Raw genomic sequence first — 13838 nt, 5'->3', positions numbered from 1 at the left:
GGATGCGGCACCGACCAGCTCAGGAGGACAGCCATGGATCACTCCCGCGTACCCGTCCTGGAGGCTCTACAGGAGTTCCGGCGACGCGGAGACGTGGTGTTCGGGCCACCCGGGCACAAACAGGGCCGTGGAGCCGACCCCCGCGTGGCCGAGATCCTCGGCATCGACGTCTTCCGCTCGGACGTGCTGAGCCTCAACGGCCTGGACGACCGCCGCCAGTCCCAGGGCGTGCTGGAGCAGGCGCAAGAACTGATGGCGGACGCGGTCGGCGCCGAACACGCCTTCTTCTCCACCGCCGGCAGCTCCCTGTCCATCAAGACCGCCATGCTGGCGGTCGCGGGCCCCGGGGAGAAACTGCTCCTGTCCCGCAACGCCCACAAGTCGGTCATCGCCGCGGTGATCATCAACGGGGTGGAGCCCATCTGGGTCCACCCCAAGTTCGACGCCGAACGTCACCTGGCCCACCCGCCGGAGGCCGACGACGTCCGCAACCGGCTGCGCGAGCACCCGGACGCCAAGGGCATGCTGCTCATCACCCCCACCGACTGGGGCACCTGCGCCGACATCCGCGCGGTGGCCGACGCCTGCCACGCGTTCGACGTGCCGCTCATCGTCGACGAGGCCTGGGGCGCGCATCTGCCCTTCCACCCGGACCTGCCCGTCTGGGGCATGGACGCGGACGCCGACCTGGTCGTCACCAGCGTCCACAAGATGGGCGGCGCCATCGAGCAGAGTTCGGTGTTCCACCTCCAGCACGACCGGGTCTCGCCCACTGTGCTCAAGCAGCGCGAGGACCTGCTCGGCACCACCAGCGCCTCCAGCCTCGTCTACGCCACCCTCGACGGCTGGCGGCGGCAGATGGTCGAACAGGGACGTGAACTGCTCGGCAACGCCCGCCACCGCGCCGAGCGCGTCCGCGCCGAGCTGCGCGAGCTGCCCGGGCTGCGGGTGATGGGCGGGGAGATCATCGAGGAGGGCCTGGCCGCCGAGTACGACCCCCTGAAGATCGTCGTCGACGTACGGGAGCTGGGCATCAGCGGCATGCAGGCGGCCGAATGGCTGCGCGCCAATTGCCACGTCGACGTGGGCGGTTCGGACAGCTGCCGCATCAGCGCCTCCATCACCCACTCCGACGACGACGAGACCGAGAAGGTGCTCCTGGACGCCGTGGGCTCGCTGGTCCGGCAGGCCGACTCCATCGAACGACAGCCCGCCGTGCACCTGCCCGCACCGCACGTCCTGGAACTGGAACAGGCGGTCCTGCCGCGCGACGCGTTCTTCGGCCCGGCCGAACAGGTGCCCGCCGAGCAGGCCGTGGGCCGGATCGCCGCCGAGATGATCAGCCCCTACCCGCCGGGCGTGCCGGTCGTGGCACCGGGCGAGGTGATCACGTCGGACGTCCTCGACTACCTGCGCAGCGGAGTCGCCCACGGCTTCCTCATCTCCGACGCGGCGGACCCGACCCTGGAGACCGTGCGGGTCGCGGCACGCCCCTGATCCGCCGGCCCCCGGTCCCGTACCGGTCCGTCCCGGACTGCGGGAACCGCCCGCGGCGCCTAGGGTGGCGTACGCGGGCGGAGCGGTGCGCGCCCGCCCGGGGCCAGGAAGCCCGCTGCGCCGGTGAACGCGTCATCGGCGGGCAGGCGCATGGCCCCGCTGACGGTCCCCGGGTCCGGACCGGCGTCCGGCGGGCCCGCCGTCCCGGCAACTCGACAAGAGACGGCCCGACTTCACCCCGACCGGAGATCTTCGTGATCGCCGGTTTCGGACGCCCCGGCCCGGGGACCCCGGACCTGGGCCGCCGCGGCCCCTTCCCCCGACCTCTTTCGCCTGCCGGTACCCGCTGCCGGCCGCATTCCCGGCCCCGACCAGCGCGCACCGCACACCCAGCCGCCCCGTCCGCGCGGCGGCCCCGTCCGTGACCAGTGAAGGAATTGGTGTTGATGAGCGAGACGAACCCCTTGAAGCGAGCGGCGGACAAGGTGGCCGACGCCCTCCAGGGCGGGCCCGCGGGCCCGGAGGACGGCATCCCCGGTAAGCCGGCTCCCGAGTCGCCGTCGGTCGCCGAGCCGACCGAGCCCCGCGAGCCGCTGCCCCCCAAGCCCGATCAGGGCGGCCCGGCCACCGTCTCGCCGACCGGGCAGCCGACCGGCGCCGACCAGGCGCGGACGGCCCAGAGCGGCAGCTACCTGACCGACGCCCAGGGCACCCGGCTGCCCGACACCGACCACTCGCTCAAGGCGGGCCCCCGCGGCCCGGTGCTCCTCCAGGACCACCACCTGCGCGAGAAGGTGATGCACTTCGACCACGAGCGCATCCCGGAGCGCGTGGTCCACGCCCGCGGCGCCGGCGCGCACGGCGTGTTCCGCAGCTACGGCACCGCGGCCAACGTGACCAAGGCGGCGTTCCTCGCCGAGGACGTCGAGACCCCGGTGTTCGTCCGCTTCTCCACCGTGCTCGGCTCCCGGGGTTCGGCGGACACCGTCCGCGACACCCGCGGCTTCGCGACGAAGTTCTACACCAGCGAGGGCGTCTTCGACCTGGTCGGCAACAACATCCCGGTGTTCTTCATCCAGGACGCGATCAAGTTCCCGGACGTCATCCACGCCGGCAAGCCGCACCCCGACCGGGAGATCCCGCAGGCCCAGAGCGCCCACGACACCTTCTGGGACTTCGTCACCCTGCACACCGAGGCCACCCATCACACCCTGTGGAACATGTCCGACCGGGGCATCCCCCGCTCGTACCGCACGATGGAGGGCTTCGGCGTCCACACCTTCCGCCTGGTCAACGCCGCCGGCGAGACGACCCTGGTGAAGTTCCACTGGAAGCCGAAGCTGGGCGTGCACTCCCTGGTGTGGGAGGAGGCGCAGATCGCGGGCGGCGTCGACCCCGACTTCCACCGCCGCGACCTCTACGACGCCATCGAGGCGGGCGCCTACCCCGAGTGGGAGTTCGGCATCCAGACCTTCCCCGACACCCCCGACCAGACCTTCGAGGGCATCGACCTGCTGGACCCGACGAACATCGTGCCCGAGGAGCTCGCCCCCGTGCAGCCCATCGGGCTGCTCACGCTCAACCGCAACCCGACGAACTTCTTCGCCGAGACCGAACAGGTCGCCTTCCACGTCGGCCACCTCGTCCCCGGCATCGACATCACCGACGACCCGCTGCTCGCCGGCCGTCTCTTCTCCTACCTCGACACCCAGATCACCCGCCTGGGCGGCCCCAACTTCCCGCAGCTTCCGATCAACCGGCCGCACGCCCCCGTCAACGACATGCTGCGCGACGGCTTCCACCAGACGGCCGTGCACCGCGGGGTCGCCCCCTACCGGCCCAACTCCCTCGACGGCGGCTGCCCGTTCACCGCGGGCGCGGACATGGGCGCGTACGTCGAGACGCCCGTACGGGTCCCGGAGGCGACCAAGGTCCGCGAGGCCCCCGAGTCGTTCGGCGACCACTTCAGCCAGCCCCGCCGGTTCTGGCTCAGCATGAGCCCGGTCGAGCGTGAGCACATCATCGGCGCCTACACCTTCGAACTCGCCAAGTGCTACGAACAGGCCATCAGGGAACGGGCGCTGCAGACCCTGGCGAACATCGACCCGGAGCTGTGCGCGGGCGTCGCCGCCGGCCTCGGGCTGCCCGCCCCCGAGCCCACCGTGCCCCTGGCCGACGTCGAGCCCAGCCCCGCCCTCTCCCAGGTGGGCCGGACCTGGCCCGCCGACGGCCGGATCATCGGCATCATCACCGGCCCCGACGGAGACCTCGACGGCGTCCGCGCGGTACGCCAGGAGGTGCTGGACGGCGGCATGGTCCCGCTGGTCGTCGCACCGGCCGGCGGCATCCTCGGCGACGGCGACGGCGCCGTGACCGTCCAGCGGACCTACGCCACCGCCCGCTCCGTGGAGTTCGACGCCCTCCTGGTGGCCGGGACGCCCGGAGTGGGCGCCGACGCCTATGGCGCCCGTGACGCCAAGGCGGGCCGCCCCACCGTCCAGCAGGCCACCCCCGACCCCCGGGTCGGACTGCTGCTGGCGGAGGCGTACCGGCACGGCAAGGCCATCGGCGCCACCAGCGGCGGGGAGAGCGCGCTGGAAGCGGTCGGCATCCCGCTCGACGCGCCCGGCGTCGTCACCGGCGACACCGCCGGCGACGTGCTCCAGCAGCTCAACCGGCTGCTCGGCGGCCACCGGGTGTGGGAGCGCTTCCCGTCCGCGGCCTGACCGGCCACCGGCCCCTCGCATGACCACGGGCCCGCCCGCGGGTCACGCGAGGGGCCGTACGCGGCGACACCCCGGCACCGCCGGACGCCGCGACGACGCCGGTCACTCCTGCGCGGCGTCCTCAGCGGTGCGGCACAGCAACAGGCAGATGTCGTCGTCGTGCTCCGAGTCGTGCAGCATCGGCTTCAGCACCGAGTCGGCCGCCGCGTCCAGATCCTCCAGCTCCAGCGCGCCGAGCGCGCCCATCGCCCGGACCAGCCGGTCGATGCCCGCGTCGATCCCCGCGGACCGCCGCTCCACCAGGCCGTCCGTGTACAGCGCGAGAGTGGACCCCGCCGGCAGATCGAGGGTGTGCTCCTCGTACTCGTACGGCATCGGCACCCCCAGCATGATCCCGGGTCTGGCCTCCAGCACCCGCACCTCGCCCCCGGGGCCGCGCGCGACCGCGGGAGGGTGCCCCGCCGCCGCCCACACCACGCCGGGCTCGCCCGGCGTGAACCGGGCGATCGCACACGTCGCGTACAGCTCCGGCTCCTGGTGGCGCAGCATCCGGTGCAGCAGGGTCAGGATCCGCGCCGGGCCGTTGCCCTGGACGGCGTAGGCGCGCAGCGCGGTGCGCAGCTGGCCCATGATGACCGCCGCGCGCAGCCCGTGGCCCGTGACGTCGCCTATCACCGTCAGCACACTGCCGTCGGGCTGCGAGAACGCGTCGTACCAGTCACCGCCGATGTTCAGCCCGTGCGTCGCCGGCAGATAGCGGGCGGCCAGCGCGAGCCCCGCGGTGTCGGGCAGCTCGGTGAGCTGGGCCCGCTGGAGGGCCTCGGCGACATCCCGGTGCTGCTCGTAGGCGTGGGCGTTGTCCAGGGCGATGCCCGCGCGCCGGGCCAGTTCCAGCAGCATCACGGTGGTGTCCGCGTCGAAGCGGTCACCCGGCGCGGCCAGTGTCAGCACGCCCCGCACGGTGCGCGCGCCGAGCGGCAGGCACAGCAGCGGCCGGTCCGGGGACAGCGCCGAGGCCGGCAGGTCGTCCACGCCCGGCAGCCCCCCGGGATGGACGCCCGCGTGCTGCGGACGGCCGGTACGGGCCGCGGTCACCGTGGCCGCCGCCCGCGCGCCCGGCGGAGTCCCCTCGTCGTCCACGAGCCAGATGTCGACGTGCCGGGCGTACTCCGGGACCAGCAGACCGGGCAGCCGGCGCAGGATGTCCTCGTGGTCCAGGGAGGCGTTCAGGACCGCGCTGGCATCGGCCAGGAAGGTCAGCAGCCGGCGGGCGTTCTCCGCCTCCGCGCGTGCCGCCCGCTCGGCCTCCAGGTGCTCACGCTGCGCCAGCGCCGCGGCCTCCAGCTCGGCGTGCAGCGCCAGGACACCCTGGTTGGTCTGGTGCAGTTCCTCCCGGTGGAACCGGACCAGCTCCTCCGTCTCGTCCAGGTGCGCCAGCAGGCCGGCGGCGGCCTCGTCGGCGTCCAGCAGCGCCTCGGCGAGCCCGGCGTCCCCCGGCCCGGGCAGCGGCCCCGCCACGGGCACGGGGCAGGCGAGGGTGTGCTGCCAGGGCTCCGGCCCGTCGAGCACGACCCGCAGCGCCCCGCCCGGTATGGCCGCACCGGACCCCGCGCGGTCGCTCCCGTCACAGAGGGAGCAGCCCGCGGACTCGGCGCTCACCGTCAGCTCCGTACGCCCCTCACCGAGGCCGCGGCGCAGCCGGCTGCCGAGCACGGCCAGGAAGCGCGCGCGCTCGAGCGCGGGCACACCGGCGTCGGCCGTGAGCCGCGCCAGCAGGGCGCGGACGCGGGCCGCGTCGGCGGCGGAAGCGATGGTCCAGGAGTCAGAGGCGGCTGTCATGAGGGCTGGTCCGGCGGTCGGGGGCCAGTACGGCCACACTGGTGTCGTCGCGTGCGGGGCGGGCGGGGCTGCCCGCTTCACGCAGGATCGCCCCGGCCACCACCGACGGGTCGTGGGCGAGCAGCCGGGTATCCTCCGGCGGCGCCCAGCGGCTGGGCAGCCCGTCACTGTGCATCACGAGCAGACTGTCCCGGCGCCACGGCAGCCGGCGCACGGGGACCTGCGCCGGGAAGTACGCCCCGACGATCCCCGGATGGGCGACGTGCGACGTCCAGCCGTCCCCGGAACGCACCCGGGCGGAGACGTTCCCGACACCGGCGAGGGACAGCTCCGCCCGGTCCGCGTCCACCTGTGCCACCGTCACCGCCGCGCCCCGGGTGGGCCGCAGCACCACGTGCAGCCGGCGCAGGAGCTCCGCCGGCGGCAGGTGCGCGGCGCGGCGCAGTTCCGCGACCGCCGCCGTGGACGCGTGGGCTGCCTTCGGGCCGTGCCCGAGACCATCGGCGAGCAGCAGGGTCATCAGGCCGCCGGAGCGCGCCCAGCCCCAGGCGTCACCGCACTGCTCCGCCTGGGCGAGCGCGGTCGTGATCCCGCCCACCGGCACCGCCGCATGCGCGCTCCCGCGCGTGCGGGGCTCCGGGTCGATCCGGGCCGTCGCCACCGTCCCACGGCCCGGCAGGCTGTACAGATGGAACGCGTTCGCGCTGCGCAGACAGCTGCCCAGGCCCGCGCCGAGCGAGCCGGCGGCGGTGGAGTAGCCGTCCCGCAGGGCCGTGTCGGCGTCGGCGAAGCCCGGCCCGTGGTCGAGCGAGAACACCTGGACCGACGTGCCCGCACCGGCCGGCGGCGCCACGAGGTTCACCACCATCCGGCCCCCGCCCGCGTGCCGGAGCAGATTGGTGGCGAGCTCGGTGGCGACCAGCTCCGCGGCGGCGGTGCGCGGCGCGGCGAGACCCGCTTGCGCGCACGCCTCCTGGGCCGCCGTCCGGGCGTCCCGCACCCGCGTGGAGTCGTGCACCGGGACCTCCCACACCCGGCTCATCCCAGCACCGGACGCGAACCGGGAACCTTGGCCACCCAGGCGACGGCCGTGACGGTCGTGCCCCGGCCGGGTTCGGTGTCGACGCTGAACTCGTGCACCAGCCGTTTCGCTCCGCTCAGTCCGAGGCCCAGCCCGCCCCCGGAGGTGTAGCCGTCGGTCATGGCCAGTTCCAGGTCGCGGATGCCGGGACCGCTGTCGATGAACCGCATCCGCAGCCCCCGGCTGCGGCCGTTGTCCAGCGGCGTGATCTCCACCCGCCCGCCACCGCCGTGCACCAGCGTGTTGCGGGCCAGCTCACTCGCCGCCGTGACCAGCTTGGTCTGCTGCACCAGACCGAAACCGAGCTGCGCCGCGCACTGCCGCACCTCCTGACGGACCCAGGCCAGATCCGCGTCCGAGCCGATGGGCAGACTCGTCGCGGGCGCCTGGCCGGACACCTGCATCAGCTCCCCCTCTGGGACAGCAGTTCCATGGCACGGTCGACGTCCAGGGCGGTGACCAGCCCGGGCAAGGTCAGCCCCAGCTCCACCAGGGTGATCGCCACCGCGGGCCGCATACCGGCGAGGACCGTACGGGCCGCCAGCAGCCGGGCCGTGGAGGCGATCTCCGCGAGCACCCGGCCGAGGAACGAGTCGACGATGTCGACACCGGAGATGTCGAGCACTACGCCGGTCACCCGGCTCGTGGCGATGCGGCTGGTGATGTCGTGCTGGAGCTGTTCGGCCATGCCGTCGTGCAGCTCGCCCTGGAGGGAGACGAGCAGGACGTCGCCCAGGGCGAGCACCGGGACCTGGGGTGAGTGACGGGGACTGGGCTGGTTCACCGGGCGCTCGCACCCGCGTCCGAACGGGACACCTCTATGCCCTGCCGGCCCAGCGCGTAGGCCAGCGCGTCGGCCAGCGAGGCCCGGGTGAGCACCGAACCCAGGTCGATGCCGAGCTGCACGATGGTCTGCGCGATGGCCGGGCGGATCCCGGAGACGATGCACTCGGCACCCATCAGCCGTGCCGCGGCGACCGTCTTCATCAGGTGCTGCGCGACGAGCGAGTCGACGGTCGGCACCCCGGTGATGTCGAGGATGGCGTACCGGGCGCGCTGGTCGACGATGGCCTCCAGCAGCGACTCCATCACCACCTGGCTGCGCGCGCTGTCCAGTGTCCCGATCAGCGGTACGGCGACCGTGCCCTCCCACAGCTTGATGACCGGGGTGGCCACTTCGAGCAACTGCTGCCGCTGCCGCTCGATCAGCTCCGCGTTCGCGTCCAGCGCCGTCTCCATCACCACCAGGCGAAGTGTCCCCATCAGCAGGGTCAGCGCCAGCACACTCTCCTGGACGTGCGGGGTGGCGGGGTCGGTGAACTCCTCGCGCAGCAGCTCGACCGCGGGTGCGCGCAGCACGGCGACCTCGTCGGCGATCTGCGCCGGGGTCGATCCGGTACGCGTCCGGCTGTGGGTCATCCGGCCCAGCTGGTCGCGCACCGACGCGTACCCGGGCGCCTCGATGTCCTCCAGCCGGCCGCTGACGGCCACCTCGGACAGCGCGTCCACCACGGCCTTGCACGCCTCGACCGCTTCGTCGCGGGAGACGGTGAAGACCGAGCGGAACAAGGGGGCGTCGGCCCACCGCTGGGCGATCTGCTCCCTGCGCCGTTCCAGGAAGGCGCTCACCACCTGCGGCGCCGATTCGGCCACGTCCTGCTCCGGCACTCTCATCCTCTCCTCTCGCACAGCCAGGTGCCGACGCCGGTCGGCGGGCTCCCCTGAGCCGATCATTGCCGACCGCCAACCGTAGCCCTCGGTGTCCGGCCTGGCCAAACCTCCGGGCGGCCACGGGTCCACGCCTCTCTTCGGCACCGGCAGCGGCGGTTCCGGGACGTCGTTCCGGCCGCCGCCACGCCGTCGCTCAGTGCGCCGGCGCTCGTTCCCCCGACCCCGGGCCCGGCCGGGAACGGCAGCGCTGAAGGGGGCGTGCCCTGGCGCGCGGCAGCGCCGGCCGGCGGTGGGCAGGGGCGGCCGCGGTCGGGCCGGCTGCCGGCCCCCGGCTCACCCCGGTGTGTTTCCCGCGCACGTCGACACGGCTCCTTCGGTGTGGTCGAGCGGTGCCGGCCCGTCGGTGCGTGCCGTCGGGCCGGTGTCGGGAGCCGGTTACCCCGAAACCCGCCGGACTCTCCTGGCTGTTGCCGACGTCACCCGCGCGTGCGACCGGCTCCCGGCCGATCGGACGGGACCAGCACGGAGGAACAGGACAACTCGGCGGGCACCGGCCGGGCCGCGCCGCCGTCAGTCACGCGCCGGCGCCGCCGCCTCCCGGCAGGCCCGCACCGCCTCCGGCTGCGGTCCGGGCGCCGGGACCGCCTCCGGCTGCCGTACGGGGGCCGCCTCCGGCTGTCGGACGGGGATCACCTCCGGCTGTCGTACATGGGCCGCTTCCGGCTGCGGTACCGGGATCGTCCGCGGGCGCGAGGCCGGCCGGCGGCGGCGCAGCAGCAGCCGTCTCGCCGGGCGCTCCACCCCCTCGTACAGCGCCCAGGACAGGGCGAGCGCCACGCCGAACGCGGCAGTGGTGACGGCCAGGCCGGTCAGGACGCCGAAGCGCGGCTTCGTACCCAGCACGCTCGTGGCGGCCCGCAGCACCAGCAGGTGGATCATGTAGAAGGCGAACGACAGCTCCCCGAGCCGCACCATCCGCCGGTGCCGCCACAGGGACGGCAGCCCGCGCAGGTCCGCGACGGCCGCCGCGGGGATCAGCAGGGCGAATCCGGCGATGGTGCACACGGTGGCGGAGTAGCCGGGTGTGACCTGCGGGACGAGGAAGTAGCCGATGACCGCGAGGGCGAGCGACGCCTCCAGACCCGGCCCGCGCCAGCGGCCGAGCAGCACCAGCCGCGCGGTGACCGCGCCGAGCACGAACTCGGGCAGCCGCGCGGCGGGGAACGAGTAGACGGACCGGTCCCACCAGTGGTGGGCCTCTGCCCAGGCCAGCACCATGACCGCGGCCACCGACAGGCCGCCCAGCGCGGTCGAGCCACGTGCGCCGAGCCGGCGCAGCGACAGGATCAGCGCCGGGAAGGCGGCGTAGAAGAACGCCTCGCAGGCCAGGGACCAGCTGACCGGGTTCAGGGTCTGCCACCACGGGCGCCACCAGGAATGCAGCAGCAGCGCGTTGGCGAGGGTCTGGTGCGCGGTCGGCCGTGCCTGGCGCGTCAGCGTGTACGCCATGACCAGCGCGACGGCGAGGGTGACCAGGTGCACCGGGTAGATGCGGGCGATACGCCGCCGCCAGAAGGCGAGGGCGCGGTCGCCGGGCCGCGCCGACCAGGTCAGCACGAATCCGGACAGCAGGAAGAAGAACGACACTCCGGTGGCGCCGGCGCCGAACCCCCAGGACACCAGACGGCCACCGGTACCGCCGAAGTAGCCGAAGTTGTGCACGTGCAGTCCGAACACCAGCAGTGCCGCCATCCAGCGCAGTCCGGTGAGCGACGGCAGGGAGGGCTGGGCGGCCGGTGAGGAGAGCCGGACGGTCGGGGCGCCGCTTCTGGCGGACGGCGTCCGGGGCGCCCGGGTCGTCGCCGTGGTCATCACATCACCTGCCGCAGGGAATTCGCGTGGGGCATGAAGGGGACCTTTGCCCGTCCACCCCGGGCCCATCACGCCACATCCCGAACTTCACACGGCTGCCGAACGACGCCCCACCGCGCGGCCCACACCCGACGCGACCGCCTGCCCCCACCCGAGTGAGACCACCGACGGCGGCGCGCGACGCGGTCCGCCGTGCGGCCGGATGCCCGCCGCGGGGCCGGGCAGGTGCTGCGGGGGTCGGGTGCCCGCCGTGGGGCCGGGCACCTCCGGTGGTTCGGCCACGCGCCGTGGGTCCGGATGCCCGCCGTGGGGTCGGACGCCGTCCGCCGCAGGGCGGCCGCCCGCCGCGGGGGTCGGGATGTCCTCCGCAGGGCCGGGCACCTCCGGTGGTTTCGGCCATGCGCCGTGGGTCCGGACGCCCGCCGGGGGGCCGGGCACGCGCCGTGGGGTCGGACGCCTGCCGTGGGGCCGGACGCCTGCTGTGGGGTCCGGCACGCGCGGCCGGGTCGGAGGCCCACCGCCGGGTCGGACGCCGTCCGCCGCAGGGGCGGCCACCCGCCGTCGGGTCGGGTGCCCGCCGTGGGGCCGGCCGCCCATCGTGAGGGTGGGCACGCGTCGCGGGTTCGGAGGCCCACTGCCGTGGCGGACGCCCGCCGTGAGGTCGGGCAGGCGCCGTCGGGTCGGGCGGGCGCCGGAGCGCCGGACGCCCGCCGGGGGCCGGGCACACGCCGCGGGATCGGATGCCTGCCGTGGGACCGGACCCCCGCCGCGGGGTCGGGCACGCGCGGCCCGGTCGGAGGCCCCCAGCTGGGTCGGAGAGTCACCGCCGGGTCGGACGCCTGCCGTGGGGGCGGACGAGGGTCACCTCGGTGGCGGGAGCGCACCCCGGTGCCGGGTGCCCCGGACATCCGCGCCCGGCCCCGTGTCAGCCGTTCAGCCCTTCCGCCCGGGCGGCGGCCGTCCCGGACCGGCGCCGGGCCTCGCGGGCGGTCCGGTCGGCCTGCCGTGCCCGCTCCCGCGCCTCCCGCTCAGCGGCCCGCGCCCGTCGCTGCTCCTCCTCGGCATCCCGCAGCCGCTCGCGCAGCTCACGGACCCGCTCCTCCGCCTCGGTCACCCGGACGCCGGCCTCCCGCGCCGCCCGCCCGGCGGCACCGGCCTCGTCCTCCTGTGCGCGCAGCTCCCGCTCGGCCTCACGGGCCAGCTCGCGGGCCTCGGCGAGGCGCCGGCGGTGTTCCGCGTCGCGTGCGCGGTCCTTGTCCCGCGTACGGGCCTCGGCTTCGTCCGGCGTACGGTCCTCGGACCGGGCGGGCCTCTGCGGTCCGGCCGCCGCCGGGGGGGGCGGGCCGGCGGCGGAGGAGGGCCTCGTCGGCCGCCGGGAAACCGGTCGTCGCGCTGAGCGGTCTCACCAGCCGGCCCGCCGCCCAGTCACGCGCGGCCCCGGGGTCGGCGAGTACCGCGTGCAGCGTCTCCTCGACCGCCCGCTGGACGTCCTCACCGACCGGATGCCCGGCCTGCGCGGCCAGCTGCCGGGCCTGCCGGCCCAGCGCGCCGATCACCTCGTTCTGACGAGAGGCCAGCCGGCGCAGCCGCGCCCCGTCCAGTTCCCGGTGCGCGCGGCGCAGCTCCTCACCGAGGGCGAGCAGCGACCGGACCTCCTCCGGCTGCCGGCGGACCAGCAGATTGCTGACCCAGGCGGCCCGGCTCGGCCGCCGCAGCGCACCGACCGCCTTGGCGAGGCCCTGGTCACCGGCCGCGCGGGCGTCCCGGGTGCGGCGGTCGCGGGCGGCGACGAACTCCTCCGGGCGCAGCCCGTACAGCTCGTCGGCGACGGCGTCCAGGTCCACCAGCGTCCTCCTGACGGCCACCCCCTGCCGGAGTGCGAACGACCGGGTCCGATTTTCTCACTCCAGGGGGCTCGTGCGCCTCGTGCGGCGGTCCGCGGGAGGGACACGCACCACGACTGCCGGCGGCACCGGGATCCCTGCCTTCCGGCACCGGACCGCCACCCTTACCTCCTCCCTTCGGCAGCCGACCGCCACCCTTCGGCCCCCTTGTGTGGACCGTCGGCCGACGGCGCCGGTGCGGCCGGGCCCGGCAGGGTGACCGTATGCAGAGGAGCGAGCTCCTCGACGTCTTCTGCTCGATGGGCCTGTACGCGGCGATGGCGTTCGAGTTCGTGACTCCCGACGCCCCGCACCGTCCGGGCGACCCGCGCCACGACCTCGACATGGCGAGCTACGCCGTGACCAAGACCCTCAAGGACCGGCCGGACGACCCCGCTTCCGACTGGCACTGGGAACCGAAGGAGGCATTCCACGCCCTGGCCCGCCGCTACCGGTCCGCGCGAACCGCCTGCCGGCACACCCACTGAGCCGGGCCGGACCGGCGGGCGCGGTGGGCCGCCCGCCCAGGGGTCCCCGGGAGGGCCGCGCGAGTACGCAGGCTCACCCCTTCGGAGGACCGTCCGGCAGGCCGCGGGGCCGGCGCGGTGCGAACGGCCCCATGATGCGGGCATGCCCCGCCCCGTCCACCACCCCACGCCCCGCCGGACATGGCCAGGCGCACGCACCGGTGGAGGCGGAAGTGGACGCGTATGGCCGGGAGGGAACGTTCCGGCGCCGGTACACGGCCAGAATTGCATCGTTCGTTTTCTTGAATCTCTCGTGTTTATGCCGGTAGGTTCAGCGCCATGACCGCCTCCCCGGCCCCGACCACCGCCGGACAACTCCGTGGTGCCGGCCTGCGTGTGACGGCGGCCCGCGTCGCGCTGCTGGAGACCGTCCGGGACGGTGACCACCTCCAAGTGGAGGCGATCGCCTCCGGAGTCCGCGAGCGCGTCGGCCACATCTCCCTCCAGGCCGTCTACGAGGCTCTGCACGCGCTGACCGCAGCGGGTCTGGTGCGCCGGATAGAACCGGCCGGCCATCCGGCCCGGTTCGAGGGACGCGTGGGCGACAACCACCACCACATCGTGTGCCGGTCGTGCGGCGCCGTCGCCGACGTCGACTGCGCCGTCGGCGACGCGCCCTGCCTGACCGCCTCGGACGACCGGGGCTTCGCCATCGACGAGGCCGAGGTCGTGTACTGGGGCACCTGCCCCGACTGTTCCACCGGCCGCAGTTCCTGAGCACCACGTTCCGCACAGTTCGGAA

Annotated in this window: 11 protein-coding genes and 1 pseudogene; 4 read left to right on the top strand and 8 right to left on the bottom strand. The window is 74.7% G+C overall.

Going from position 1 to position 13838, the window contains the following annotated elements:
• Positions 1-33 precede the first annotated feature (33 nt).
• Both ABZ117_RS20540 and ABZ117_RS20535 read left to right on the top strand, forming a co-directional pair.
• Positions 34-1497 carry an aminotransferase class I/II-fold pyridoxal phosphate-dependent enzyme gene (locus tag ABZ117_RS20540; RefSeq protein ID WP_356822678.1) on the top strand — a complete coding sequence of 488 codons (1464 nt, stop codon included), beginning with the start codon at positions 34-36 and terminating at the stop codon, positions 1495-1497.
• Positions 1498-1943: 446 nt separating this feature from the next.
• Entirely contained in the window at positions 1944-4223 is a 2280-nt protein-coding gene (locus ABZ117_RS20535) for a catalase (protein ID WP_356822676.1), read from the top strand.
• A 102-nt stretch (positions 4224-4325) separates the two neighbouring features.
• Here the strand turns inward: ABZ117_RS20535 and ABZ117_RS20530 are convergent, their stop codons facing one another.
• From ABZ117_RS20530 to ABZ117_RS20495, 8 genes are all read right to left on the bottom strand, one after another.
• Positions 4326-6062: a SpoIIE family protein phosphatase gene (locus tag ABZ117_RS20530; protein ID WP_356822674.1), complete on the bottom strand. Its 1737-nt coding sequence runs from the start codon at positions 6060-6062 to the stop codon at positions 4326-4328.
• Positions 6046-7104, bottom strand: coding sequence for an ATP-binding SpoIIE family protein phosphatase (locus ABZ117_RS20525; protein ID WP_356822673.1), 1059 nt, complete (start codon positions 7102-7104; stop codon positions 6046-6048). Before ABZ117_RS20525 ends, ABZ117_RS20530 begins: the two co-directional genes overlap by 17 nt.
• On the bottom strand, positions 7101-7547 hold the full coding sequence (locus ABZ117_RS20520) for an anti-sigma regulatory factor (protein ID WP_356822671.1): 447 nt from the start codon (positions 7545-7547) through the stop codon (positions 7101-7103). The genes ABZ117_RS20525 and ABZ117_RS20520 overlap by 4 nt, the downstream gene beginning before the upstream one ends.
• Positions 7547-7927, bottom strand: a complete 381-nt coding sequence (locus ABZ117_RS20515) for an STAS domain-containing protein (protein ID WP_356822670.1) — start codon at positions 7925-7927, stop codon at positions 7547-7549. Before ABZ117_RS20515 ends, ABZ117_RS20520 begins: the two co-directional genes overlap by 1 nt.
• The gene (locus ABZ117_RS20510) at positions 7924-8817 is read right to left on the bottom strand and encodes an STAS domain-containing protein (protein WP_356822668.1); all 894 of its coding nucleotides are present in this window, start codon (positions 8815-8817) and stop codon (positions 7924-7926) included. Before ABZ117_RS20510 ends, ABZ117_RS20515 begins: the two co-directional genes overlap by 4 nt.
• A 567-nt stretch (positions 8818-9384) precedes the next feature.
• On the bottom strand, positions 9385-10686 hold the full coding sequence (locus ABZ117_RS20505) for an acyltransferase family protein (protein WP_356822666.1): 1302 nt from the start codon (positions 10684-10686) through the stop codon (positions 9385-9387).
• A 925-nt stretch (positions 10687-11611) separates the two neighbouring features.
• Positions 11612-11800, bottom strand: coding sequence for a hypothetical protein (locus ABZ117_RS20500; RefSeq protein ID WP_356822665.1), 189 nt, complete (start codon positions 11798-11800; stop codon positions 11612-11614).
• Positions 11801-11876: 76 nt separating this feature from the next.
• Positions 11877-12530 carry a hypothetical protein gene (locus ABZ117_RS20495; RefSeq protein WP_356822663.1) on the bottom strand — a complete coding sequence of 218 codons (654 nt, stop codon included), beginning with the start codon at positions 12528-12530 and terminating at the stop codon, positions 11877-11879.
• 272 nt (positions 12531-12802) lie between these two features.
• On the opposite strand from ABZ117_RS20495, the pseudogene ABZ117_RS20490 reads away from it, so the two are divergent.
• Positions 12803-13057: pseudogene (locus ABZ117_RS20490) on the top strand (abortive phage infection protein); the annotation flags it as partial.
• 318 nt (positions 13058-13375) lie between these two features.
• Positions 13376-13813, top strand: a complete 438-nt coding sequence (locus ABZ117_RS20485) for a Fur family transcriptional regulator (RefSeq protein WP_356822661.1) — start codon at positions 13376-13378, stop codon at positions 13811-13813.
• Positions 13814-13838 lie beyond the last annotated feature (25 nt).

This window comes from Streptomyces sp. NPDC006309, assembly GCF_040613095.1.
In the GTDB taxonomy this organism is placed as follows: domain Bacteria; phylum Actinomycetota; class Actinomycetes; order Streptomycetales; family Streptomycetaceae; genus Streptomyces.
Note: the sequence above shows the minus strand (reverse complement) of the source record. Positions and strands in the feature narration are given on the sequence as shown.